Source organism: Falsiroseomonas frigidaquae, from assembly GCF_012163145.1.
Taxonomy (GTDB): domain Bacteria; phylum Pseudomonadota; class Alphaproteobacteria; order Acetobacterales; family Acetobacteraceae; genus Falsiroseomonas; species Falsiroseomonas frigidaquae.
The window spans coordinates 616,681-640,354 of the sequence record NZ_JAAVTX010000004.1 but is presented as its reverse complement, the minus strand read 5'-3'; the positions used below and the strand labels follow the sequence as shown (position 1 = coordinate 640,354).

The following is a 23,674-nucleotide window of genomic DNA, read 5'->3' as shown; positions in this document are numbered from 1 at the left end:
CACTTCAAGCATCGTTCAGCCGGGCGTGGCGCCGGAGGCCCGCACGATCGGCGTCCATTTCGCCGTTTCCGCCTTGATGAAAGCGCCCAGCTCGTCTGGCGAGGAGGGCGTCGCCTGGATGGCGCGCGCGCCGAGGGCCGCGACCAGTTCCGGATCCCGCAGCGCCGCGGTCGCCGCGCCATGCAGCGCCGACAGGATCGGTGCAGGCAGTGCGCGCGGAGCCATCAGGCCGCTCCAGTCCTGCATGTCGAACTCACCCAGCCCGGCGGTTTCCGAGACGGCGGCGATATCCGGCAGCAGCGGGCTGCGCGCCTTGGTGGAGACCGCCAGCATCCGCAGTCGGCCGCTTTCGGCCAGCCCCTTGGCGCCGGAGGCGGGAGTGAAGGCGAAGTCGATCTGACCTGTCACCAGATCCGTCACCAGCGGCGCGCCGCCGCGATACGGCACATGCACGTTTCGAACCCCAGCCATCAGGTTGAGCTGCTCGCCCGCCAGGTGACCCGCGCCGCCAGAGCCGGAGGATCCGTAGTTCAACGGCCGCTGCTTCGCTGCGGCGATCACGTCCTGGACGTTGCGCCAAGGGCGGTCCGCCGGGATGGCCAGCACATTGACGATCATGCCGACACGCGTGACCGGGGTGAGGTCGGTCTGCGGGTCGAAGCTCAGATTACCGTACAGGATCGGGTTGATCGAGAGACCACCGATCGTTCCCATCAGGATGGTGTGCCCATCGGGCGCCGAGCGCACGACATGCTCGGAGGCGATGTTGCCATGGGCGCCGGCACGATTCTCCACCACCACCGGCTGGCCCAGCAGCGCCTGCATCTTCGGCGCCATCAACCGCGCCGCGATATCCGTCGTGCCGCCGGGCGGGAAGCCGACCAGGAAGCGGATCGGCCGGTTGGGGAAGGTGCCCTGCGCAAGCACGGCGGGGCTTGCGAGCAGTGCGGGGAGGCTGGCCAGCAGGTGTCGGCGACGCATGGTCTTCACTCCTATCGGACGTGTGGCAGCAGCGTATCGCGCACCCACGCGGCTATGGCGCAGGTTTCCGCATCCTGTCCGGCAAAGCCGGCGACCTGCAGGCCCAGCGGCAATTCATCCGCGACCAGCAGTGGCAACGCGTAGGCGGGTGCGCCGAACAAGGTCCAGGGCAGCGCGTAGCTACGCGATCCGGTGAAGGCGTGGTCCTGGATGGCGGGGCCGGATGAACAGAGCATCACGAAGCCATCGACGCGGCCCGCGAAATCCGCCAGCCGAGCGCGCAGCTTCGTACGGTCGGACAAGGCGCGGACATAGCGCGCTTCATCCATCCCGTCGGCGCGTGCCAGCAGGTTATGGATGCGCTCGCCGACCATGTCGGCGCCATGGGCGCGATAGGCCCGCAGCGGCCATTGCGCCTCCCAGGCCAACAAGTCATTGGCGAATTCGTTGATCCCGCGCAGCGCCCGCTCCAGCGCCGCGGTCGTGGGATCATTCTCGGCTGTCAGGATGCGCACGCCGCCGCGCGCAAGGGCCTCGATGGCGACCTCGAAGGCTGCCTGGGACGAGGGTGGCGTCTCCTGCCAGCCAAGCGTGTCCAGCCGCACCAGGGTTCGCGGCGCCCGTGCGGGTGGGGCTTCGTCAGGCCCGGCCAGGGCAGGCTGCGGTGGCGTGCCGCCCGCGAAGCGGGCGATGGCGCGGGCCCCGGCCCAGACATCCTCCAGGCTGGCGCCGATCACGCCGAGATGGTCCAGCGTTGGCGCCAGCGGTGCCAGGCCACCGACATGCAGCGCGCCGTGCGTGGGCTTCAGCGCATAGGCGCCACAGTAACCGGCGGGACGGATGGTGGAGCCGTGTGTCTGCGTACCAAGGCCGAGCGAGGCCATGCCGGCGCCCACCGCGGCGGCGGAGCCCGAGGATGATCCGCCAGGCGTGCGGCTGCTGTCATACGGGTTGCGCGTCGGTCCCGAGTTGCTGCAGGCGAATTCGGTTGTCACGGTCTTGCCGATGATGACGGCGCCCGCCTGGCGAAGCGCCCGCACGCATGCGGCATCGCGCCGCGCCTGGAAGCCCCGGAAGATCGGGCTGTTCATCTGCGTCGGCAGGTCGATGGTCTCGATCATGTCCTTGACGACCAGCGGCATGCCATCGATCGGCGAAAGTGGCTGGCCCCCCTGCCATCGAGCCATCGATGCATCGGCCGCGCGGCGCGCCGCTTCCAGGTCATGCGTGACGAAGGCGGCGATCGCGGGTTCATCCCGCTCGATCGTGGCCAGTCGCTCCTCGAGGAAGGCGCGGGGAGAATTGCGGCCAGCGCGAAAGGCGGCACCGTTCGGCACGAAGGGGCGCGCGAGGGGGTGTGCCGGGTCGTAGGCAATCCGGCGTCCGGGGGCCTGGGGGGCGAGCGGAGCAACGGGCAGCGGGGTGTCGTGCGGGTCGTTCACGCGGGTCTCCGGCCTGGTTGGCCCCTGTGGGCGCTTCTGATGCATCGCAATCCCAAAGCATCATCTTGTCAACAACCAAAGACGATAGCTGATACGCCGCTTGTATGGCACGGCGCCTTTTCCGGGCAGGATGTGCCGTTTTACGCGGCAATCTCGCATTGACAGGGTGGCCCTGCTGGGGCTTCCCTCAGGATCGTCAACAATCACTTGAGGGGCAGAGCCATCGTGACAGGCTTCAGGGACCGCATCGGCATCGACTTCGGCGCCCGGCTGCCGATCGAGGACGCCGTCGCCTGGTCCGCCGCATCCGGCGTCAGCGTGATCGACGTCCGCCTCGGCGACACCGGCAATGTCTTCGCCAGCTTCGACGCGGAGCGCATCGCCGGCGTCCGCCGTTCCACGGAGGCGGCTGGCATCCAGCTTGGCCTGCATACGCTGTCCGCGGTGAATGCGGCTGAGACCGCCCCTTTCCTGAGCGAGGCGGTGGATGAGTATCTGCGGCGCTACATCGATCTCGCAGGGCCACTCGGCGCCGGCTGGATCGTCATGCATGGCGGGTTCCATTTCACCGGGGACTATGAACGCCGTATGGCGAAGGGCGTGGAGCGCCTGCAGTGGCTTGGCGACTACGCCAAGTCACGCGGAATCCGGTTGCTGCTGGAGAACATGAATCCAGAACCTGCCGATGCCGAGGTTCGCTACCTTGCCAGCGATGTTGAGGAATGCCGCTACTACTTCGATCGCCTGGACCCGGCCACCATCGGCTGGACCTTCACGGCCAATCACGCCCACATGCTGCCTGTCGGCATCGACGGCTTCTTCGAAGCCTTCGGCCCTGCCCGCATGGAGGAGGTACGCCTCGCTGACAATCGCGGCGGCAAGGAGGAACATCTCAAGCCGGGAGATGGCACGGTCGACTTCGAAGCAACCTTCGCGCTGATCGAGGGCGCCGGCTACCGCGGCCACTACATGCTGGCCTACGGCACCATCGAGGAAATGCGCGAGGGGCGCGATGAGCTGGCCGAGCGCGCAGTTCGCGCCGGTATTGCGAAGGCTTGAAGGGGAGGAACCGGGCCATGGCCAAGAAGGTCATCATCATGGCGCGCATCAACGAATATGCGCCGCGCGACCGCAATCCACACATCCCCTTCACGCCGACGGAGATCGCCGAGACCGCTGCCGCCTGCGCCGCGGAAGGTGCTTCCATCGTACATTTTCACGCGCGCAACCCGGACGGCTCGCCAAGCCATGATCCGGAGATGTATCTCGAGATCATCCGCGCCATCCGCGCCCGCAGTGACATCCTGATCGACTGTACGCTGGGCCAGAACACGATCAAGGGCGACGCCGCGCGCGCTGCGCATATTGCCCGCATGCAGGGTAGCCCGGCCAATCGCGCGGACATGGCGGCGATCGACGTCGGCAGTACCAATATCGATGTGTACGACGCACAGGCGAAGCGCTTCACGACCACCGACAAGACCTATGTCAACACCATGTCGACCTGCATGTACCTGGCCTCGGAGATGGACAAGGTCGGGGTCAAGCCGCACCTGACCTGCTGGGCCATTCCCTTCCTGCGCGCGGCGGATGCGCTGATGGACATGGGCGTATTCCAGGAACCTGCCTATGTGCAATTCGCCTTCTGCGAGGGCGGCATCGTCGGCGGGCATCCCTGCACCATCGCCAGCACGCTCGCCTTCCTCGATGTGCTGCCGCCGAACCGGCGCATCGAATGGACGGTGACCTGCAAGGAGGGAAATCTGCTGCCGGCCGCTGCGGTTGCGCTGGAGCGCGGCGGGCACCTCTCGCCCGGCATCGGCGACTATCCCTATCCGGAACTCGGCTGCCCCAGCAATGCGGAGCTGGTGCGCTTCTTCGCCGGCCTCGCCCGTGGCTTCGGACGGGAACCCGCAACCCCGGCCGAGACCCGCGCCATGCTCGGCATTCGCGCCTGACTCTTCCCGGCACGCGGCACGCCGCTTGCTTATCCTTCGAGGTGACCATGACGAAGAAGCTCATCATCAACGTGCGCCTGAACGAGTGGGAGAAGCGCGGGCCCAACCCGCACATCCCCTATTCGCCGCGCGAGATCGCCGAGGACGCCGCGAAATGCCGCGAGGCCGGTGCCTCGATCGTGCATGTCCATGCGCGCGGCCCGAATGGCGAGCGCAGCCACAGTCCGGAACTCTACGCCGAGATCACGAAGGAGATCCGGGCGCGCAGCGACATCCTGATCCACACCACGTTGGGCAATGTGTATCTGGAAGGCGAGGCGGAGGACCGGGTGAAGCATGTCGCGGCGTCCAAGCCAGACATAGCGACGATCGATATCGGCAGCACCAACATGGATCGGTACAACCCGGCCGAGAAGCGGTGGGAGACGACCGACAAGGTCTATCAGAACAGCATCGAAAGCTGCATGTTCTTCGCCCGCACCATGAAGGAACTGGGCGTGAAGCCCAGCGTCGGCGTCTGGACCGTCGCCTTCATGCGCGCCACCGCCGCCTTCATCGAGATGGGGCTGCTGGACAATCCCGCGCTGGCGAAGATCCCACTCTGCGGTGGTGGCCGGCTGGCCGGGCATGAGGCGACGCCGGCGGGCCTCGCCGCCTTCCTGCACGCCATTCCCAAGGATGAGAGCATCCAATGGGCGGTCTGTACCAAGCATGCCAACATCTTCCCCTGTGCCGCCATGGCGATCGCGGAGGGTGGTCATGTCGCGCCGGGGCTGGGTGACTACCACTACCCGGAACTCGGCTGCCCGACCAACGCCGACATCGTGCACCGTATCGCCCGCATGTCGCGCGACATGGCGCGCGAGGTCGCGACATCTGCGGATGCGCGCGAATTGCTGCGCATGCCGCCCGGCTGAACAATCCCATCATCTAGGAGCGAACCGAGGATGCCCGCACCACACCCACGTCGCAGCTTGTTGGCCGCCTTCGCGCTGCTCATGTCCCTGCATCCGCTGGGCGCCAGCCCGCGGGCCCAGACGGCACCGGCGCTACGTATCGCGGTTGAGGCGGACATCACCTCGACAGATCCGCACTTCCACAACCTGGCGCCGAACAAGGCGGTGTCTGCGCATTTCTTCGATCCGCTGATCCTGCAGGATGCGCAGCAGCGCCTGCAGCCGGGCCTTGCCGAGTCCTGGCGCGCCATTGATGATACGACCTGGGAGTTCAAGCTGCGGCAGGGCGTGACCTGGCACGACGGGTCGCCCTTCACGGCGGACGACGTCGCCTTCACCGTACAGCGCGCGCCATCCGTGCCGAACAGCCCCTCCTCCTTCGGGCTGTATCTGCGCCAGATCGCGGAGACCACGGTGGTGGATGCCCACACCATCCGCTTCCGCACCAACGGCGTATTCCCGCTGATGCCAGTCTACCTCAGCACCTTCGGCATCGTCTCCCGCAAGCATGGCGAGGGAGCGAGCACCGCTGACTACAATAGCGGCAAGGCGATGATCGGCACCGGGCCCTATCGCTTTGTGTCATGGCGCCAGGGCGAAAGCATCGTGATGGAACGCAACCCCGACTACTGGGGTGGCGCGCAGCCCTGGGCCACGGTGACCACACGTTTCATGCGGAGCGCCGCATCGCGCGTCGCCGCGCTGCTGTCCGGCGACGTTGACCTGATCGACGCGCTACCGACCAGCGATATTGCACGCGTGGAGCGGGATACGCGCTTCCGCGTCAGCCGCGCCATCTCGAACCGCAACATGTATGTTTTCGTCGATCACCTCGATCGGGCCTCTCCCTTCGTGCGCGACCGGCAGGGCCAGCCGATGGCGCAGAATCCGTTCCGCGACCTGCGGGTGCGGCAGGCGGTGAGCCTGGCGATGAACCGAGACGCCATCGTCTCCCGTGTCATGGATGGTGCGGCGGAGGCGACTGGCCAGGTCATGCCGCGCGACTGGTTCGGCTGGACGCCAACGCTGCCGGTCCCGGCCTACGACCCGGCGGGCGCCCGTCGCCTGCTCACGGAGGCCGGCTTCCCGAATGGCTTCAACCTCACCATCCACTGCTCCAACAACCGCTACGTGAATGACGAGCGCATCTGCCAGGCAATCGGCCAGATGCTGACACGCATCGGCATCCAGACGGAGGTGCAGGCGCTGCCCTTCTCCACCTGGATCACCGCCGCCAGCCGGCAGGACTACTCGATGCTTTTCGGTGGCTGGGGGATCGATACCGCCGAACCCTCCTCGCCGCTCGGATCGCTGCTCGCCACCTATAACCGCGCGACGGGACAAGGTGCTTCCAACCGGTCGCGCTACTCGAATCCGGAAGTCGACCGGCTGGTGGCGCAGGGACTGGCGACCCTCGATGACGAAGCGCGTCGGCAGATCTTCATCCAAGCCACCGAGGTCGCCATGCGCGATGTCGGCCTCGTGCCGATGCACCATCAGGTGAATCTGTGGGGGGTGCGGGCGGGGTTGCAGCACACCGCGCGGGCGGATGAGTGGACGCTGGCCACGAGCGTGCGTCCAGCCGATTGATCAGACTGCGACGCGCCGCTCCACCACGCTCGGTGGGCGGCGCGCGCCACGACGACTGGCCGACTTCCCCTGTCCGGGGCCCACCTGCGATGCGGGTTGGCTTCCTTCCAAGGAGGCGGAGCGCCGCGCGGCCGGCTGAAGCGCCTACCGCTCCGACCAGGGCTGCGTCTGCCACAGGTTGCGGAATCGGCGGTCGGCCTCGTCCAGGCGGGCGCGCCAGGCAGGGCCGTCCAGGTAATCCATCTCCGTGAACTGCGCCTGGACCTGCTGACGGAAGGCGGCGTCCTGCACGATGCGCGCCGTCGCCTCCCGCAGCCGGGCCAGGATCTCGGGCGGCGTGCCGCGGGCGGTGACGATGCCCCGCTCGGAGCCCATGGTCACGTCCACGCCGGCCTCGCGCAGCGTGGGCACGCCTTGCGCGAAGGGCGAGCGCGTGGCGCCGCCCTGCGCGATCATGCGCAGGCCATTCGCGGTGCTGGCGACCTCGCCCACATTCAGCCCCGCCACGTCGAGCTGCCGGCCCAGCATGGCCGTGCGCAGCGGGCCGGCGCCCTGGAAGGCCACATGCACCAGGCGCGCGCGCGAGGCAGCCTGGAACAGCACCAGCGCCAGATGGTCATCCGTGCCGATGCCGGTGGAGCCGAAGGTTACCGTCTCCGGCGCGCGGCGTGCCGTCTCGATCAGGTCCTGGATGCTGCGGATCGGGCTCTGCTCCAGCACGCTGAAGGCGGAGGGATCCGAGACGAGGTTTGCCACATAGGCGAAGTCGTCCAGCTTGAACTGCGGCGTCGGCCGCTCGATCGGCAGGGTGACGAGGCCCGGCATGTTGGTGATGCCGAGCACATGGCCATCCGGCCGCGCCCGCGCGACGGCGGCGAGCGCGATCTCACCGGAGGCGCCGGGGCGGTTGTTCACCACTACGGAGCCGCCAAGCGCATCCTGCAGGAAGCGCGCGAAGGTGCGGGCGGTGATGTCGGTGCCGCCGCCGGCGGCGAAGCCGACGACGATCTCGATCGGCCGGTCCGGCCAGCGTGCCTGCGCCAAAGCGGGGCTGGCCAGCGGCAGGGCGGCCCAGGCGGCCAGGGCGCGGCGTGTGATCGGGCGTGACATGGGGAGACGTTCCTCGTTGTTGCAGGGGCGAGAGAGTCAGAGGGGCGGGGGCTGTAGCAGCACGCCCGGATTCAACAGGCCGCGCGGATCGATCGCCTGCTTGATCGCCCGCATCAGGCGCAATTCGACGGCGGGCTTGTAGCGCAGCAGGTCCTCGGTCCGGATGCGCCCGATACCCTGTTCCGCACTGATCGATCCGCCGAGCGCATGCACCGCATCATGCACGAGGCGCGACAGGCCCGGCTGCATGGCGTGCAGCGCCGCATCGTCCAGCCCCTCGGGCCGCGCCACGTTGTAGTGCAGGTTGCCGTCGCCGAGATGGCCGAAGGTGAAGTTGCGCACGCCCGGGAATGCCCGCCGCAGCGCCGCGTCGCAGCCTTCGACGAAGGACGGGATGGCGGAGACGGGCAGGGAGACATCGTGCTTGATGCACTTGCCGTCCTCCGCCAGGGCAAGGGTGATGCTCTCCCGCAGCTGCCACATGGCGCGCGCCTGGGCGCTGCTCTGCGCCAGCGCGACGTCGCCGATCTCGCCGGCCTCCAGCGCCGTGGCCAGAACCGCCTCCAGCCGCGCGAGGGCCTGCGCCTCATCCTCAGAATCGCTGGTCTCCAGCAGCACGTACCAGGGGGCGTCAAGCGTGGCGAGGGGGGCGCGCTGCTGTGGGTAGGTGCGGGTCACCAGCCGCAGGCAGTCGCCGGAGATCAGTTCGAAGCCCGTCAGCACGGCATGCAGCCCGGCGCGGCATCGCGCCAGGAAGCGGCCGGCATCCTGGATGCCGGCCAGCGCCGCGAAGGCGGTGCAGCGCGCCGCGGGCAGGGGAAACAGCTTCAGCGTCGCCGCGGTGATGATGCCCAGCGTGCCCTCGCTGCCGATGAACAGGTCGCGCAGGTCGTAGCCGCCATTGTCCTTCCGCAGGCCGCGCAGCCCGTGCCACACCTCGCCATCGGCCAGCACCACCTCCAGGCCGAGGCACAATTCGCGCGCATTGCCGTAGCGCAGCACCTGGGTGCCGCCGGCATTGCTGGCGAGGTTGCCGCCGATCATGCAACTGCCTTCGGCGCCGAGCGACAGCGGAAATAGCCGGCCGGCCTCGCGCGCTGCCTGTTGCAGCGCCTGCAGGATGCAGCCGGCTTCCACCGTGATGGTATCGTTCTGCGCGTCGATGGCGCGCACCCGATTCATCCGCGCGAGGGAGAGCAGCACCGCATCCCCCTCCGGCCCCGGCACGCCGCCCGCGACCTGGCCGGTATTGCCACCCTGCGGCACCACCGGCACGCCGCGCGCGGCGCAGGCGCGCATCACGGCCGCGACCTCCTCCGTGCTGCCGGGCCGGGCGACCAGGCGCGCGCGGCCCTGCACCAGCTTGCGCCAGTCGGTCAGGTAGGGCGTGGCGGCATCACCGGTCAGCACATGGGCGGTGCCGAGCAGCGCGGCCAGCTCATCCTGCAGCGCATCGTTCATGCCTGCACCGGCGTCAGCACGCGGCCGTCGCGCAGGAAGGCGAGGAGGTTGTCCACTACCAGCCGCTCCATCGCCTCCCGCGTCTCGATCGTTGCGCTGCCGATATGCGGGGTGATGACGACCTCGTCGCGCTCGCGCAGCGCGGCCGGGGCGCCGGGCTCACCCTGCAGCACGTCCAGCCCGGCGCCGCCGATCACCCCGCCTTCCAGCGCGGCGACCAGCGCCTGCTGGTCCACCACGGAGCCGCGGCCGATATTCACCAGGATGCCGCGCGGCCCCAGCGCGGCGAGAACCTCCGCCGAGACCAGGTGATGCGTCTCCGGCCCGCCACCGCAGGCCACCACCAGCATGTCGCACCATGCCGCGAGCGCCGGCAGGGACGGTTCGAAGCGATACGGCACATCCTTCGGACGGCGGCCGTGGTAGCGAACCTCCATGGCGAAGCCTTCGCCGCGGCGGGCGATCGCCTGGCCGATGCGGCCGAGGCCGAGAATGCCCAGCCGCTTGCCGGAAACGCGTGTCGCCAGCGGGAAGGAGCCCAGCGTGGTCCACTCGCCAGCGCTTACATGGCGATCGGCGGCCGGGATGCGCCGTGCCGTCGCGATCAGCAGGCCCCAGGCGAGATCGGCGACGCAGTCATCCAGCACATCCGGGGTATTGGCCACCTGGATGCCGCGGGCATGGGCCGCGGCGACATCCAGCGTGTCGTAGCCGACACCCCAGCTCGACACCGCGCGCAGATTGGGCAGCGCCGCGAGCATCGCCGCGTCGCAGCCCTGCCGCACGCTGGTCGCGAGCAGCCGGACGGAGGCGCCCTGTGCGGCGAGCCAGCCGGGCGGCTGGTCCCACAGCCGCACCGCACCCAGCTCCTCCCGCAGCAGCCGGTCGGCCAGGGGGCCGATCGGCGCGGCTTGCAGCACGACGCCCGCGGTCACGCCGGTCAGCCCTTCGGCGTCAGGTAGCCGGTGGCCCGGCCGGCCTCGGCGAAGCTCTCGCCGGCCTTCATACGGTCCTCCACCGCCTGGTCGGCCGCCATCAGCTTCTCCGCCAGCGGCAGCGCGGCCTCCAGCTTCTGGCGCGGCACCACGACGATGCCGGTCTCATCGCCGACCACCAGGTCGTCCTGCTGCACGGCGATGCCGCCGATCGTCACCGGCCCGCCCAGTGGCAGCAGGCGCAGGCGGCCCTTGCCCGTGGTGGGCGCCACCCAGCGGCTGGCCAGCCAGAGACCGGTGTTCCGGATCTCGTCCACGTCGCGGCAGGCGCCATCGATCACCACGCCTTCCGCGCCGAGCTGCTTCGCGCCATAGGCGGCAAGCCCGCCCATGGTGGAGATCGGCTCGCCGCCGACATCCACCATCAGCACGCGGCCGGGGGCGGCCGCCGAGACCAGGCGCCCCACCGCGAATTCCGCCTTCTCGAATTCATGCAACCGGCCTGGCATCTGGCGCGCCGTGGTGGCGAAGCCGCAGATGCGGCCGCTGCCGGATTGCAGCGGAATGCCCTGCACCACGCCCCAGACATCCAGCTGGTCCAGCGCATCGGACCAGGTACTGACGGGGATGGCACGGCAGCGGGCGAGGAGGGCGGTCTCGGTCTCGGTCATGGCGCGGCCCTCAGTTGATGGTGGCGCCGGAGACGCGCACGGCCTCGGCCCAGCGTGCCGTCTCGGCGGCGATGAACTGGTCGAAGCGCGCGGGCGGATAGTTGGTGACGTCGCCGCCCATCTCGACCAGGCGCTGGGTGAAGGCGGGGTCCGCCACGATGGCGCTGATGTCGCGGGCGATCTTCTCGCGCATCTCGTTCGGCAGGCCGCGCGGGGCGAAGGTGCCGAACCAAGTGGCGGCCTCGAAATCCGTCATGCCGGCCTCGGCGAAGGTCGGCACATTCGGGATGGCCTCCATCCGCCGGCTATGGGCCAGCGCAATCGCCTTCAGCTCGCCGCTGCGGATATAGGGCAGCACGGCGGAGAGGGTGGAGAAGGAAGCATCGACCAGCCCGGCCAGCAGGTCCGTGTTCAGCGGCGCGTCGCCGCGATAGGGCACGAATTCGCCTGCCACATCCGCCTTCAGCTTGAACAGCGCGGCCGTCAGGTGCTGCGCGGTGCCGTTGCCGGTGGTGCCGAAGGTGACGCCCTGACGCTGCGCCTTGCCCCAGGCGATGAAGGCCTGCAGGTCGTTGGCCGCCACGCGACGGGGCACCACCAGCACCAGCGGGACGATCGCAGTGAGCGTGATGGCGGTGAAGTCGCGGACCGGATCATAGGTCAGGTTGCGATACAGGCTGCGGCTGATGGTGTGGGCGCTGGTCGTCTCGAACAGCGTGTAGCCATCGGGTTCCGCGCGCGAGACGAGCTCGGCGCCGAGCGTCGCGCCAGCGCCTGCACGGTTCTCGATCACCACCGGCTGGCCCCATTGCGCGGTCAGCTTCTCGCCGATCATGCGTGCGATCACGTCGGTGGCGCCACCGGCAGGATAGGGCACCACGATCCGCACGACGCGGGAAGGATAGGCCGGTTGGGCGTGTGCCGTGGCGGGCAGCAGGGCGGCAGCGGCCAGCAGGCCGAGCTTGCGGCGTTCGATCTTCATGTTCGTTTCCTCGTCAGTTCTACAAATCCGCCGCGCAGCCAGGCGCGGGGAAGGGGCCGGGCGTGCTGCCGGCCCCAGCCGTGGCTAGCCCGCGTTGGTCAGGGATGCGTCGCGCCAGGCAAGCAGGCGGCGCAGGCCCTCGCGCATATCCACCTGCGGCTCCCAGCCGATGGCGTCCTTGGCCGCCTTGTGGACGATGGTGAAGGCGCCACCGGAGGTCAGGCGCACCTTGGTCGGATCGGGCTGCACCAGCTCCGCCTTCAGGTCGGGGCGGCCGGTCAGCTCCGCCACCAGCGTCACCAGCTCCAGCGTCGTCACCGGGGCGGGGCCGGAGGTGTTGACGGCGACATCGGTCGCCGGCGCCTCCAGCGCCATGCAATTGGCGCGTGCCAGGTCGCCGACATAGACGAAGTGCTTGGTCTCGCTGCCGTCGCCGATCACCTTCGGCCGCTCGCCACGCTTGATGGCATCATGCGTCTCGACGATGTAGAGCGCATTGGCCGCGCGGTAGTGCTGGCGCTCGCCATAGACGGTGGAGTAGCGCAGCACGACGTAATCCTGGCCGTGCTTGCGATGGGCGTCGCGGCACAGCTGCTCGCCCATGATCTTGCTGGCGCCGTACAGGATTGCGGCGGGCGGAGCGCCGGCGGCGTGGAAGGGGGTGTCCTCCACCAGGTCGCCCTTCACGCCGTGGCCATAGCCATAGACGGCGTTGGAGGAGGCGAAGACCAGCTTCTTCACCCGGTTGGCGCGGCAGGCCTCCAGCACGTTCTGCAGGCCGCGGATGTTCACGTCGATGCCGCCCCAGGGGTCGCGGTCGAAGTTCAGCGTCATGAAGGCGGCGAGGTGGACGATGCCGTCCAGGCCCTCGGTCGCCGCCAGAAGCTGGTGCAGCTTCAGGATGTCGCCCTGCACCACCTTGACGCGGGGGTCGCCCTTCAGATGTGCGATATTGGCTTCGCCGTCGAAGGACAGGTTGTCGTAGATCACGACCTGCGTCGCGCCGCGCGACAGCAGTTCCTCGACCGTGGCGGAGCCGACCAGGCTGGCGCCGCCGATGACCATGACCTTGCTGTCCTTCACCGGGACAGCTGCGGATTCCTTGCGTGCCATGGCCGTCTACCGTGCCACCGACATGGGGTTCTGATGCAGACCGAAATACATGCTCTTCACCTGTGCGTAGAGGCGGAGGCCGTCGATGCCCTTCTCGCGACCGATTCCGCTGTTCTTGAAGCCGCCGAAGGGCGTGGTGGTGACGGATTGCTTGTAGGTGTTGATCCAGACCGAGCCGGCTTCCAGCGCGCGGCCGATGCGCCAGGCCCGCTTGAAGCTCTCGGTCCAGATTCCACAGGCAAGGCCGAAGGCCGTGTCATTCGCCTGGGCGATGAGGTCGGCCTCGTCCTTGAAGGGCAGGGCGACCAGGACGGGTCCGAAGGCCTCCTCCTGGCAGGTCAGGGAGTCCATGCCGAGGCCATCGATCACCGTCGGCAGGTAGTAGGCGCCGCGGGCATACTCCGCGCCGTCCGGCACGCAACCGCCGCACAGGATGCGCCCGCCCTCGGCCCGCGCGCGGTCGACGAAGCGGATCACTCGGTCGCGGTGGTGGAAGGAGGCGAGGGGGCCCATCTCCACCCCTTCCGCATCCGGTGCCGCGACGCGCAGCGTCTCGGCACGCGCAACGACACGGCGCAGCACGTCGTCATAGACCGACGCCTCGATGAGCAGGCGCGACCCGGCGACGCAGGACTGGCCGGCGGAGCCGAAGATGCCGGCGACGACGGCTGCCACCGCGTGATCGAGATCGGCATCGGCGAAGACCACATGCGGGCTCTTGCCGCCCAGCTCCAGCGCCGCCGGCACCAGGCGTTCCCCGGCCACGCGGCCGATGGCGCGGCCCGTCACGGTGCCGCCGGTGAAGGAGATCATCCGCACGCCGGGATGCGCGACCAGCGCCGCGCCGATCTCCGCGCCCTTGCCCTGCACCACCTGCAGCATCCCCTCCGGCAACCCGGCCTGGCGGGCGATGCGGGCGAGTTCCGGCGCCAGCAGCGGCGAATCCTCGGAGGGCTTCAGCAGCACGGCATTGCCGGCCGCCAGCGCGGGCGCCACCTTGGTGGCATCGTTCATGATCGGCGAATTCCACGGCGTGATGCAGGCGACCACGCCGAACGGCTCCAGCAGGGTGAAGGAGACATAGTCGCCGCGCGGCGGTGTCACATCCGTCTCGATCGTCTCGCAGACGCCGGCGTAGTAGCGGAAGGTGCCGATGGCGCTTTCCACCATGGCGCGGCATTCGGCCAGCGGCTTGCCGTTGTCGCGCATCTGCAGCCGCGCCAGGGCTTCCTTCTCCGCCACCAGCCCATCCGCGATGGCCTGCAGCACCAGGGCGCGGCGGTGCGGCAGCAGCGCTTTCCAGCCCGAATTGTGGAAGGCGTGCCAGGCCCGTTCGACCATGCGGTCGAGCTCCCCGGCGGTCGTGACGCGAACGCGGCCCACCTCCTCGCCCGTGGCGGGGTCGCTGCTGATGAGCTCCTCCCCTCTGGTGGAAGGCGGTAGCGTATCCATGCGGCGTTCCTCGGTTGCTTGGCCCGAGGGTTTGCGCCGGCCCGCCCGGCTTGCAAAGGCCGTCGATGTCGGTGATATGGGTCACAATATTATCGATAATGATGCAGAGGGATCGCGCCGCCCGTGCAGAATTCACCCCATCTTCCGCGCACGACGCGCGACGTCGAACTGCCGGAGCAGGTTCTGGCGGTGATCGCGGCCATCGAGACCGACATCATCCGCGGCCGGATCCTGCCGCGAACCAGGCTGATCGAGGATCACCTGATGGAGGATTACGACGCCAAGCGGCACGTGGTGCGTGCGGCGCTGGCGGAGTTGCAGCGCCTCGGCGTGGTGACGAAGCCGCGCCATCGTGGCGCGGAGCTGCCGCTGTTCACGGCGGCGGAGCTGAATGACCTCTATGCGATGCGTGCCGTGCTGCACCAGGCGGCGGCCCGGGCCATCGTGCTGCCCGTCCCCCGCTCGCGCCTGGCGGAGGTGAGCGCGGCCATGAAGGCGCATGCGACAGCTGCGCGCAGTGGCGACCTGATCCGCATCCACCGCGAGAACATGGTCTTCCACCGCCTGATCTTCGGCCTTTGCGACAACCCTTATCTGGCTGAGTCGATCCGCCTGCACGACTGGCTGAGCTTCCCCGCCCGTGCCTACGGCGCCGCCGATCCGGGCGCCCTGGCGCAGGCCTGCGCGGAGCACGAGGCCATGGTGAAGGCCCTGCGCGATCGGGACCGGGAGGTGCTGGAGCATCTTGCCGTGACGCATATGGAGCGCGCCCGGCAGCTTTATGTTCAGAAGTTCCTGGCTGGGCAGCAGCAGCCGCGCCGTTGACGCGGCCGCCAGGCCGACGTGCGGCACGTCCGGTGTCCCGGGGTATCAGCAAGCCGCGCCTGCCTTGCGCCGGGCAGCCAGGATCAACCCCGCGCAAGATGCCGGTGGTGTCGCTCGAGGTAAAGTATGGCCGCACCGGCAAGGGGCCGAAGGTGCCTCTCTCGTTCGGCGGATGGGTCAGCATCAGGGCGGCGCATCGATGCTGCCGGCTGGCGGCGCCGAGCCATCCGCTTGCGCGGCGTGGTCCATCGCCGCATGTCTCGCACTCACGCGGGCTTGGCGGGCCGCGCGGCAGTGGAAGCTGACAGGCCGAGCAGATGCGTGACTTGCGGTGGCGCATCGCCCTCATGCAGCGCGGCCACTGCCTGCTGAACGGCGCGGTCCGCAACCGTGACGCGCCCATGCTGGCGCAGGTGTTCTGCCCAACTCGCCAGCACGAACCACTCGATGATGCGTTCCGGGTCCGCGGCATCGACGTAGACCGACCAGGCCAGTGCGCCATCGCGACGGCGGATCTGCCCGAGTGGGCGGATCGCGGCATCGAAGGCGGCGTGCCGCTCCGGCGCGACGCGGTAGGCCACCTGGACGGCGACCGGTCCCCGCTCGGCCGGCTCCGCCACGACCGCATGCGGGTCGGGCCAGTGGTGGGACGGGTCGAGTTCATCCTCGCCCGAGGGCAATGGCAGGATACGTGCCAGCAGCACCGCAGCCGCGCCGCCCGCGGCCGCGACCAGCAGCGCGCCGGGGATGCCGAGCCAGCTGGCCAGCTGGCCCCAGCCCAGGCTGCCCAATGCCATCGCGCCGGAAAACACCGTGAGGTACAGCGCCAGCCCGCGCCCGCGCACCCAGTTCGGCAGTACGGCCTGGACCGTGGCGTTCAGCGTGGTCAGCACGGTGATCCAGGCGATGCCCGCCAGCAGGCACAGCAGCACGGCGAGGATACCCGTGGTCGCCAGCGCCAGCCCGGCCTGCGCCACGGCACTGCCGAGCGCGCCGAACCGCATCAGACCCTCCGCGCCGCCGAGCCGCGTCCGCAGCCAGGGCATCAGCACGGCGCCCAGCACAGCGCCAGCGCCGATCGCCGCCAGCATGAAGCCATAGAGCCCCGGGCCGCCGGCCAGCGTCTGCCGCGCCAGTAGCGGCAGCAGAGCCCAATGCGCGGCGCCGCAGGCGAAGAAGACGGCGGCGCGCAGCAGCACGCGGCGCAGGGCGGGCGCATGCAGCGCATAGCGCAGCCCCGCCTGCATCGCCCCCGGCAGGCTTTCGCGCGGCCCTTCCACCACCGGCGCGCTGCGCCGCCACCAGAGCAGCGCGGCGATGACGATGACGTAGCTGATCGCATCCGCAAGGTAGGTCGCCGCCACGCCCAGCGTCGCAACGATGACGCCGCCCAGCGCCGGCCCGATGGCGCGGCTGACATTCACGCCGAGCGAGTTTAGTGCGATGGCTGGCCGCAGATCGGCGCGCGGCACCATCTCCGGCACCGAGGACTGCCATGCGGGCGCGCCGAGCGCGGCACCCGCCCCACCGGCCAGCACCAGCACCAGCAGCAGCCAGGGCGTCATCATTCCCAGCGCCGTGGTGATTGCGAGCGTCAGCGCGACGACGCCGAGGAAGGCCTGCACGCCGATCAGCAGGCGGCGGCGGTCCATCAGATCCGCCAGCGCACCGGCCGGCAGCGCGAGGATGAAGACCGGCAGCGTGCTCGCCGCCTGCACCAGCGCCACCATCACCGGGGATGGCGCGAGCGAGGTCATCAGCCAGCCGGAGCCGACATCGCGCATCCATGTGCCGATATTGCCCAGCACGGTCGCCGTCCAGAGCACGGCGAAAACCTTGTGGCGCAAGGGCGCGAAGGCGCTGGGCTCGCTCATCGCGTGGCGTCCCGCCAGGCGACGAGCAGGAAGCCGCCGACCAGGCCGAGATGTTCGAAGAAGCCGTTCGCCGTCATGAAGCGCTCATGCCCCGCGGGAAGTGTCCAGAAGCGGTTGGCGATGAAGGTGGCGGCCAGGGTGAAGCCGGCCAGCGCCAGCGCGCCTGCCGCTCGGTAGCGGCCGGAGAGCACCAGCCCACTTGCGCCGAGTTCCAGCAGGATGGTCAGCGCGGCTGTCGCAGCAGGCAGCGGCAGCCCGAAATGCGCGGCCTCCGCCACCGCGCCGTTGAAATCCAGCAGCTTGTTCAGCCCGCCCTGGATATAGGCGGCGCAGAGGCCAAGCAGCGCGAGCCGCGGCAGCCAGGTTGTCGCCAGCAGCGCCCTCATATCGCCCAGCATCCGCAGCCGAAGGCGCCCCAGAAGCCGGCGGCATCGGTGGCCGGCGCCTCCGCGCCCCAGGCCCGCCCATGCGCATGGCCATGCACGGCGCAGGCGCTGGCGCAGCCACAGGCGGCCGCCGTTGCCGCATCATCCGCCATCAGCCGTGGCGTGCCGCGCTGGTAGCCGCCGAAGCGGCGCACCGGCGACCAGTCCGGCATCGCCGCCGGCAGCGCGGGGGCGAGGTCGGCGAAGTCGCCCGCCCCATGCACCACCCTGCCGCCGAGCAGCGTCAGCACGGATTCCAGATGCAGGATGCGCTCTTCCGGCACGCTGAAAAAATCCTCGGACAGCACGGCGAGGTCGGCGAGCTGGCCCACCTTGATCTGGCCCTTCTTGCCTTCCTCCGTCGAGAACCAGGTGTTCTGCTCGGTCCACAGCCGCAGCGCCTGCTCGCGATCCAGGCGGTTCGCGGGGGGGTACATCCGCAGACCGCCAAGGGTGCGGCCGGTGACCAGCCAGGCCAGTGAGACCCAGGGGTTGTAGCTGGCGACGCGCGTCGCATCCGTGCCTGCGCCGACTTTGGCGCCGCTGGCCAGCATGCGCGCGATCGGCGGCGTATGCGCCGTCGCCTCCGCGCCGTAGCGCTCCGCAAAATCCTCGCCCTGGTACATCATGCGGTGCTGCACCGCGATGCCGCCGCCGAGCGCCGCGACGCGGTCGATGTTGCGGTCGCTGATGGTCTCGCAATGGTCGAAGATCCAGTGCAGGCCATCGATCGGCTGGTCGCGGTTGACCTTCTCGAAGACATCCAGCGCGCGGGTGATCGTCTCGTCATAGGTGGCGTGCAGGCGCCAGGGCCAGCGGTTGGCGACCAGCACGCGGACCACCTGCTCGAGCTCCGCCTCCATCTCCGCCGGCAGCTCCGGGCGCGGCTCCCGGAAATCTTCGAAATCGGCGGCGGAGAAGACCAGCATCTCGCCGGCGCCATTGTGGCGAAGGCTGTCATCGCCCTGCCCGGGCTGAACCATGCCGGCCCAGCGGGTGAAGTCCGCAACCTCCTCGCCCTTCTTCTGGGTGAACAGGTTGTAGGCAATGCGCAGCGTCAGCTCCCCATCCGCATGCAGCTTGCGGATGATCTCGTAATCCTCGGGGTAGTTCTGGAAGCCGCCGCCTGCATCGATCACGCCGGTGACGCCGAGCCGGTTCATCTCCCGCAGGAAATGCCGCGTGGAGTTCAGCTGGTAATCCGGCGGCAGCTTCGGGCCACGCGCCAGCGTGGCATACAGGATGGTGGCGTTGGGGCGCGCCAGCAGCAGCCCGGTGGGGTTGCCCGCGGCATCGCGCTGGATCTCGCCGCCCGGCGGGTCCGGCGTGTCCTTCGTATAGCCGACGACGCGAAGTGCCGCGGCGTTCAGCAAGGCGCGGTCATACAGGTGCAGGATGAAGACCGGCGTGTCGGGCGCCGCGGCGTTCAGCTCCTCGATCGTCGGCAGGCGCTTCTCGGCAAATTGATGCCGCGTAAACCCGCCGACCACGCGGACCCATTGCGGCGGCGGCGTCACCGCCACCTGGGCGCGCAGCATAGCCATGGCATCCGCAAGACTTGCCACGCCGTCCCAGCGCAGCTCCATGTTGTAGTTCAGCCCGCCGCGGATGATGTGCATGTGGCTGTCGATCAGCCCGGGGATGACGCGGCGACCGCCGAGGTCGATCACCCGCGTGGCAGGGCCGGCGCCGTCGCGCAGATCGCGCAGGTCGCCCACCCCGGCGAAGCGGCCGCCGGCGATGGCGACAGCTTCCGGCGCCGGGTTCGCGCGGTCCAGCGTGGTGAAGCGGCCATTGACGAGGATGAGGTCGTGCCCGTCGGTCATGTCTCGTGCTTCCCTTCCGGTTTCGCCTGATGCGTGCCGTGCGTGCAGATGCGCGACACGGCCTGCGCCAGGTCGACATGGCCGCGCCACCATCCGACCGCCTGTTCGCCCACCAGCATGCCAAGCAGGCCGAGCAGCGCGATCACCGGTGGTGCGGGAGAGCGCACGCCGAACAGCCCATAGGTGACGCCCACGCCGAGCCCGAGCAGCGTCGAGATGATGTAGGGCGCCATCTGCGTCTCAATGCCCTTCGCTGGCGCCGAACATGGACTTTGCATAGGTGATGCCGATGCCATAGGCCCCGCCGAGCTGGCGGGCCACGCCGGTCGTCATGTCGTAGGTCTCGGCCCGCGCCCAGTCGCGCTGCAGCTCCAGCATGTATTGCAGCGAGGTCATCGGCACGCAGCCGGCCTGCACCATCCGGTCCATCGCGCGGTCATGCGCTTCAGCCGAGACATCGCCGCAGGCATCGGCCACTACATAGACGTCGAAGCCCTGGTCGCGCGCGGACAGCGCGGGGCCGACGATGCAGACCGAGGTCCAGAGCCCGCTGAGCACGATCCGGGACTTGCCGAGGCGGTTCACCTCCGCCGTCACCGCCGCATCCTCCCACGCATTCATGCTGGTGCGGTCCAGCAGCGGCAGGTCCGGGAAGGGGGCCGTCACCTCCTCGAACATCGGGCCGGAGAAGCCCTTGGCGGCAACGGTGGTCAGGATGGTGGCGACACCGAATCCCTTGGCGGCGCGCGCCAGCAGCGCGGCGTTGTTGCGCAGCTCGATGGCGCTGATGGATTTGGTCGCGAAGGCCATCTGCGGCTGGAAGTCGATCATCACCAGCGTGTGGTCGCCGGGCGTCAGCAGCTGCGCACCGGGTATGGGCTTGGCTTCGGGCATGGGTGTCATCCTTGGAAGGATCCCCTGGCAGGGGCGGTGTCAGGCGATGCAGGCCGCCTTCGCCGGGGGCGCGCCGGGGCCTGCCATCGGCGTCAGCGGCGCGCGGTGCCGGGGTTGCCGTCCAGCGGCGCGCCGTAGCGGGTCTCGCCGGGGGCCCCGAACTCGCTGTTGAAGCGCAGGATGTAGACGGGGCCGCCGCCGAAGGCCGGGCGGCCATTGCCGTAGGTGACGCGGTATTCACCGTTGCCGGTCGGTTCCACGCGGGTGGCGTCGCCGCCCACCACGGGCATGCAGTTCATGTTGTAGACGATCTCGACGTTCTCACCGGAACCGCGGACCTCCTGCACCTGGCAGCTCATCAGGGTCTGTGCGGCGGCCGGCGACGTGGCGGCGGGCAGCGCGGCGGCGGCCAGCAGCAGGGTGGCGGCAACGGCGTGGGGATGCCTCATCGGGATGGTCCTTCCTGGGGATCAGGCCCGGCACCGAGGCGCCGGATCGCCTACACCGGAGGGATCCGATGCGGGTCGGACGATGCCGAGAATGGCAGGGTTGGAGCAATTATGCGCTGGTATGGCCGGGCCTGATCCTTCGGCTACGACCATCGCCGCGCGCCCTCACCACGGACCCGTGTCCGCGCGCGCCCCGGCTTGGCGGGCGACGCCATGTGGCGGCCATGACCCCTGCGCCAGGACGCCTATACAAAGGTATGGTGCCGCCGGGCCTAGCGGAGCGAGAGCCGGTCCACCATGCGCACCAGATCAGGCAGCGACCGCGCCTGCATCTTCGCCATCGCCTGCGCGCGATGCACCTTCACGGTGATCTCGCTGAGATTGAGCTGCGCCGCGACCTGCTTGTTAAGCTGCCCGGCGGCGACCATGGTCATGATCTCCCGCTCCCGCTGCGTCAGCGTCGCATAGCGCGCCTGCAGCACCGCCAGCGCCGCGGCATCGTCGCGGCGGGCCTCGCTGAGCGCGATGCCGCGATGCACGGCATCGAGCAGGTCCTGGTCGCGGAAGGGCTTGGTCAGGAACTCGATGGCGCCCGCCTTCATGGCGGCAACCGACATCGGCACATCGCCATGGCCGGTGATGAAGATGATCGGCAGCGGCAGGCCGAGCTGGGCCAGCGCACGCTGGAACTCCAGCCCGCTCTGGCCGGGCAGGCGTACATCCAGCACCAGGCAGCCGGGAGCATCGCGGCGTGGCGCGGCGAGGAAATCCCGCGTCGAGGCATGCGCCTGCACCTCGTGGCCCACCGAACGCAACAGGCTCTGCAGCGATTCGCGGATCGCCTGGTCGTCGTCGATGATGAAGACCACCGGGGTCATGCGGCGATGTCCCGCGGCGCCGCGGCGCCGGGGGCGGCCGGCAGGGCGAAGTGGAAGATGGCGCCGTGCGGCACGTTGTCCTCGACCCACAAGCGGCCGCCATGCGCCTCCAGGATCGACTGGCAGTACATCAGGCCCATGCCCGTCCCCTCCGGCTTGGTGGTGAAGAATGGCTCGAAGATGTGGCGCCGTTGCTCCTCGGCAACGCCATGCCCGGTATCGGCGAAGGAGACCTGCACCTCGCCCTCCGGGGCCGCATGGCTGGTGATGCGCAGTACGAGCGGCCGGCCCTTGATGCCCGACATCGCCTCGAAGGCATTGGTGGCGAGGTTGGAAACCACCTGTTCCAGCTGTGCCGCGCTGCCGCTGACCGGCGGCAGCCGCTCGCCCAGCCGCAATTCCAGCGTCACGCCATGCGGGCGTGCCTCCGCCTCGCAGCGCGTCAGCACGGCCTGCAGCAGCCGGTTGAGGTCCAGCGCCGCCCGTTCCTGCCCGCCCTTGCGGAAGATGGCGCGGATACCGTCGATGATGCGGCCGGCGCGCAGTCCCTCGCGGCCGATCCGCTCCAGCGCCGCGCGGGTCTCGGCAAGGTCCGGCGGGTTCCGCGCCAGCCAGCGTAGCCCGGCATCCGCGTTGGTCACCATGCTGGCCAGGGGCTGGTTGACCTCATGCGCGATGGAGGCGGACAGCGCCTGCATCGAGAGCAGCCGTGCTTCGCGCGCCCGCCGCTCCGCCGCGACTGCGCGGGTCAGCTGCGCGGACAGCGCCGTGGTCTGCGCCAGCAGCACGAGCAGCACCACCATGGCGGCCACCAGCCCATAGAGCCGCCCCGCCCACCAGCCGAGGCTGAGGCGCAGCCCTTCGCTGATGAAGCTCAGCATCAGGATGTCGATGAGCAGCGAGAAGGTGACGACGGTGAGCCACAGGTCCAGCACCGACCAGCCGCGCAGCAGCAGGATGGCGAGCGTGGCGGCGTAGACCGCGGCGACCAGGACGGCGAAATAGGTCCAGTTCACGGTGATGGTCGCCGCATCCATCATGAAGCGCGGCAGCAGCGCGTCGTTCCGGATAATGAGGACCGCGAGGCCGGCGGCGGCGGCGAACACCGCCAGGATGCAGGCTGCGATGACCATTCCGCTGTACCGCGGCGCCGCCCTGCGCGTCTGCCGGCATGCCAGCACCGCATAGGTCAGCAGCAGCAGCGCGAAGCCGAGCCGGCGCACCGCGGCAATGGAGGCGGTGGTCTGCGGCCCGGCCGGCGGCAGGCCCATGGCGTCGAAGACGCCCGGAAAGGTCAGCGCCCAGGGCACGGCCATCAGGCCGGAAAACAGGTAGGCGGCGGCAAGCAGCATCACGGCGAGGATGCGGTGCACGGAGAACAGTGCGAGCAGCAGCGCCCCGGTGACCAGCTCGATGACCACCAGCGCCGCGGCATAGGCCGGCAGCAGCACTTCGGAGCCCGCCAGCGGTGTCTGCGCATGCGGCGCCGCAAGGGCCAGGCCGAACAGCAGCGACGCCATGACGCCCGCCGCGAGCCGCCTTTGCGCAGAGGAAGGCGGGGTGGTCGAGAGGAGGGAGGGCTGTTCATCCTGCCGAACCCTGCGCAAATCGATGCCTCCGTCCCCAGCCGGGCCCAAGCTGCCCGATACGGGAAGGGTTGTACATGACGCCGCCCGGATGCCGGCGGGCCATCCTGCCCGCCCACCTGGCACCACCTCAAGGCGCAGCGGCCTATCTTTGGATGATTGCCGCAGCCCAAGGGGGCGCGCGGAACCGAAGTTCGGGCCGGTGCCGCCATCGCTGATGCGCGGATGCATGGGAAGGGCCACGCTCGGTGCAGCCAGTGGCGCGC

Annotated in this window: 22 protein-coding genes; 5 read left to right on the top strand and 17 right to left on the bottom strand. The window is 69.5% G+C overall.

The features are described from left to right. Nucleotides 1-15 precede the first annotated feature (15 nt). The gene (locus HB662_RS15745) at nucleotides 16-981 is read right to left on the bottom strand and encodes a Bug family tripartite tricarboxylate transporter substrate binding protein (protein WP_168050742.1); all 966 of its coding nucleotides are present in this window, start codon (nucleotides 979-981) and stop codon (nucleotides 16-18) included. An 11-nt stretch (nucleotides 982-992) separates the two neighbouring features. After that, complete coding sequence (locus HB662_RS15740; protein ID WP_168050741.1) at nucleotides 993-2,423, bottom strand: amidase family protein; 1,431 nt, start codon at nucleotides 2,421-2,423, stop codon at nucleotides 993-995. 225 nt (nucleotides 2,424-2,648) lie between these two features. On the opposite strand from HB662_RS15740, the gene HB662_RS15735 reads away from it, so the two are divergent. Genes HB662_RS15735 through HB662_RS15720 form a run of 4 tightly spaced genes read left to right on the top strand, consistent with a single transcriptional unit; the run spans nucleotide 2,649 to nucleotide 6,927 of the window. Beyond that, on the top strand, nucleotides 2,649-3,482 hold the full coding sequence (locus HB662_RS15735) for a TIM barrel protein (RefSeq protein ID WP_168050740.1): 834 nt from the start codon (nucleotides 2,649-2,651) through the stop codon (nucleotides 3,480-3,482). Nucleotides 3,483-3,499: 17 nt separating this feature from the next. After that, nucleotides 3,500-4,381 (top strand): BKACE family enzyme, encoded by an 882-nt coding sequence (locus HB662_RS15730; protein ID WP_168050739.1) that lies wholly within the window; start codon nucleotides 3,500-3,502, stop codon nucleotides 4,379-4,381. Between the two features lie 47 nt (nucleotides 4,382-4,428). Next, a complete protein-coding gene (locus tag HB662_RS15725) occupies nucleotides 4,429-5,298 on the top strand; it encodes a BKACE family enzyme (protein WP_168050738.1) in 870 nt (289 codons plus the stop codon). Nucleotides 5,299-5,328: 30 nt separating this feature from the next. Then, nucleotides 5,329-6,927, top strand: a complete 1,599-nt coding sequence (locus HB662_RS15720) for an ABC transporter substrate-binding protein (RefSeq protein WP_245185650.1) — start codon at nucleotides 5,329-5,331, stop codon at nucleotides 6,925-6,927. Nucleotides 6,928-7,071: 144 nt separating this feature from the next. Here HB662_RS15720 and HB662_RS15715 read toward each other — a convergent pair whose 3' ends face one another. From HB662_RS15715 to HB662_RS15685, 7 genes are all read right to left on the bottom strand, one after another. Then, on the bottom strand, nucleotides 7,072-8,037 hold the full coding sequence (locus HB662_RS15715; protein WP_168050737.1) for a tripartite tricarboxylate transporter substrate binding protein: 966 nt from the start codon (nucleotides 8,035-8,037) through the stop codon (nucleotides 7,072-7,074). Between the two features lie 36 nt (nucleotides 8,038-8,073). Next, complete coding sequence (locus tag HB662_RS15710; RefSeq protein ID WP_168050736.1) at nucleotides 8,074-9,498, bottom strand: FAD-binding oxidoreductase; 1,425 nt, start codon at nucleotides 9,496-9,498, stop codon at nucleotides 8,074-8,076. Continuing rightward, a complete protein-coding gene (locus HB662_RS15705) occupies nucleotides 9,495-10,433 on the bottom strand; it encodes an NAD(P)-dependent oxidoreductase (protein WP_168050735.1) in 939 nt (312 codons plus the stop codon). Before HB662_RS15705 ends, HB662_RS15710 begins: the two co-directional genes overlap by 4 nt. Before the next feature lie 5 nt (nucleotides 10,434-10,438). Continuing rightward, nucleotides 10,439-11,104 (bottom strand): RraA family protein, encoded by a 666-nt coding sequence (locus HB662_RS15700; RefSeq protein WP_168050734.1) that lies wholly within the window; start codon nucleotides 11,102-11,104, stop codon nucleotides 10,439-10,441. A gap of 10 nt (nucleotides 11,105-11,114) precedes the next feature. Continuing rightward, on the bottom strand, nucleotides 11,115-12,086 hold the full coding sequence (locus tag HB662_RS15695) for a Bug family tripartite tricarboxylate transporter substrate binding protein (RefSeq protein WP_168050733.1): 972 nt from the start codon (nucleotides 12,084-12,086) through the stop codon (nucleotides 11,115-11,117). Between the two features lie 84 nt (nucleotides 12,087-12,170). Continuing rightward, complete coding sequence (locus tag HB662_RS15690; protein ID WP_168050732.1) at nucleotides 12,171-13,199, bottom strand: NAD-dependent epimerase/dehydratase family protein; 1,029 nt, start codon at nucleotides 13,197-13,199, stop codon at nucleotides 12,171-12,173. A gap of 6 nt (nucleotides 13,200-13,205) precedes the next feature. Then, the gene (locus tag HB662_RS15685; RefSeq protein ID WP_168050731.1) at nucleotides 13,206-14,651 is read right to left on the bottom strand and encodes an aldehyde dehydrogenase; all 1,446 of its coding nucleotides are present in this window, start codon (nucleotides 14,649-14,651) and stop codon (nucleotides 13,206-13,208) included. A gap of 123 nt (nucleotides 14,652-14,774) precedes the next feature. Here HB662_RS15685 and HB662_RS15680 point away from each other — a divergent pair, with 123 nt between their 5' ends. Then, a complete protein-coding gene (locus HB662_RS15680; protein ID WP_168050730.1) occupies nucleotides 14,775-15,476 on the top strand; it encodes an FCD domain-containing protein in 702 nt (233 codons plus the stop codon). Nucleotides 15,477-15,742: 266 nt separating this feature from the next. Here the strand turns inward: HB662_RS15680 and HB662_RS15675 are convergent, their stop codons facing one another. The 8 genes from HB662_RS15675 to HB662_RS15640 all read right to left on the bottom strand — a co-directional run bounded on the left by HB662_RS15675 (nucleotide 15,743) and on the right by HB662_RS15640 (nucleotide 23,342). Next, nucleotides 15,743-17,350 (bottom strand): MFS transporter, encoded by a 1,608-nt coding sequence (locus HB662_RS15675; protein WP_168050729.1) that lies wholly within the window; start codon nucleotides 17,348-17,350, stop codon nucleotides 15,743-15,745. Beyond that, on the bottom strand, nucleotides 17,347-17,736 hold the full coding sequence (locus tag HB662_RS15670; RefSeq protein WP_245185649.1) for a DoxX family protein: 390 nt from the start codon (nucleotides 17,734-17,736) through the stop codon (nucleotides 17,347-17,349). Before HB662_RS15670 ends, HB662_RS15675 begins: the two co-directional genes overlap by 4 nt. Continuing rightward, a complete protein-coding gene (locus HB662_RS15665; RefSeq protein ID WP_168050727.1) occupies nucleotides 17,733-19,601 on the bottom strand; it encodes an amidohydrolase in 1,869 nt (622 codons plus the stop codon). The genes HB662_RS15670 and HB662_RS15665 overlap by 4 nt, the downstream gene beginning before the upstream one ends. Further along, on the bottom strand, nucleotides 19,598-19,834 hold the full coding sequence (locus HB662_RS15660; protein WP_168050726.1) for a DUF1427 family protein: 237 nt from the start codon (nucleotides 19,832-19,834) through the stop codon (nucleotides 19,598-19,600). Before HB662_RS15660 ends, HB662_RS15665 begins: the two co-directional genes overlap by 4 nt. 7 nt (nucleotides 19,835-19,841) lie before the next feature. Beyond that, nucleotides 19,842-20,495 carry a hydrolase gene (locus HB662_RS15655; protein ID WP_168050725.1) on the bottom strand — a complete coding sequence of 218 codons (654 nt, stop codon included), beginning with the start codon at nucleotides 20,493-20,495 and terminating at the stop codon, nucleotides 19,842-19,844. 92 nt (nucleotides 20,496-20,587) lie between these two features. Beyond that, nucleotides 20,588-20,944 (bottom strand): hypothetical protein, encoded by a 357-nt coding sequence (locus HB662_RS15650; protein ID WP_168050724.1) that lies wholly within the window; start codon nucleotides 20,942-20,944, stop codon nucleotides 20,588-20,590. A 272-nt stretch (nucleotides 20,945-21,216) separates the two neighbouring features. Further along, the gene (locus tag HB662_RS15645; protein ID WP_168050723.1) at nucleotides 21,217-21,822 is read right to left on the bottom strand and encodes a response regulator transcription factor; all 606 of its coding nucleotides are present in this window, start codon (nucleotides 21,820-21,822) and stop codon (nucleotides 21,217-21,219) included. Beyond that, complete coding sequence (locus HB662_RS15640; RefSeq protein WP_168050722.1) at nucleotides 21,819-23,342, bottom strand: sensor histidine kinase; 1,524 nt, start codon at nucleotides 23,340-23,342, stop codon at nucleotides 21,819-21,821. The genes HB662_RS15645 and HB662_RS15640 overlap by 4 nt, the downstream gene beginning before the upstream one ends. Nucleotides 23,343-23,674 lie beyond the last annotated feature (332 nt).

Coding starts and splice junctions, on each gene's coding strand:
- HB662_RS15745 (WP_168050742.1), bottom strand. CDS start 981: ATGCGTCGCCGACACCTGCTGGCCAGCCTCCCCGCACTGCTCGCAAGC.
- HB662_RS15730 (WP_168050739.1), top strand. CDS start 3,500: ATGGCCAAGAAGGTCATCATCATGGCGCGCATCAACGAATATGCGCCG.
- HB662_RS15725 (WP_168050738.1), top strand. CDS start 4,429: ATGACGAAGAAGCTCATCATCAACGTGCGCCTGAACGAGTGGGAGAAG.
- HB662_RS15720 (WP_245185650.1), top strand. CDS start 5,329: ATGCCCGCACCACACCCACGTCGCAGCTTGTTGGCCGCCTTCGCGCTG.
- HB662_RS15715 (WP_168050737.1), bottom strand. CDS start 8,037: ATGTCACGCCCGATCACACGCCGCGCCCTGGCCGCCTGGGCCGCCCTG.
- HB662_RS15710 (WP_168050736.1), bottom strand. CDS start 9,498: ATGAACGATGCGCTGCAGGATGAGCTGGCCGCGCTGCTCGGCACCGCC.
- HB662_RS15700 (WP_168050734.1), bottom strand. CDS start 11,104: ATGACCGAGACCGAGACCGCCCTCCTCGCCCGCTGCCGTGCCATCCCC.
- HB662_RS15695 (WP_168050733.1), bottom strand. CDS start 12,086: ATGAAGATCGAACGCCGCAAGCTCGGCCTGCTGGCCGCTGCCGCCCTG.
- HB662_RS15690 (WP_168050732.1), bottom strand. CDS start 13,199: ATGGCACGCAAGGAATCCGCAGCTGTCCCGGTGAAGGACAGCAAGGTC.
- HB662_RS15685 (WP_168050731.1), bottom strand. CDS start 14,651: ATGGATACGCTACCGCCTTCCACCAGAGGGGAGGAGCTCATCAGCAGC.
- HB662_RS15675 (WP_168050729.1), bottom strand. CDS start 17,350: ATGAGCGAGCCCAGCGCCTTCGCGCCCTTGCGCCACAAGGTTTTCGCC.
- HB662_RS15670 (WP_245185649.1), bottom strand. CDS start 17,736: ATGAGGGCGCTGCTGGCGACAACCTGGCTGCCGCGGCTCGCGCTGCTT.
- HB662_RS15665 (WP_168050727.1), bottom strand. CDS start 19,601: ATGACCGACGGGCACGACCTCATCCTCGTCAATGGCCGCTTCACCACG.
- HB662_RS15660 (WP_168050726.1), bottom strand. CDS start 19,834: ATGGCGCCCTACATCATCTCGACGCTGCTCGGGCTCGGCGTGGGCGTC.
- HB662_RS15655 (WP_168050725.1), bottom strand. CDS start 20,495: ATGCCCGAAGCCAAGCCCATACCCGGTGCGCAGCTGCTGACGCCCGGC.
- HB662_RS15650 (WP_168050724.1), bottom strand. CDS start 20,944: ATGAGGCATCCCCACGCCGTTGCCGCCACCCTGCTGCTGGCCGCCGCC.
- HB662_RS15645 (WP_168050723.1), bottom strand. CDS start 21,822: ATGACCCCGGTGGTCTTCATCATCGACGACGACCAGGCGATCCGCGAA.
- HB662_RS15640 (WP_168050722.1), bottom strand. CDS start 23,342: ATGGCGTCGCTGCTGTTCGGCCTGGCCCTTGCGGCGCCGCATGCGCAG.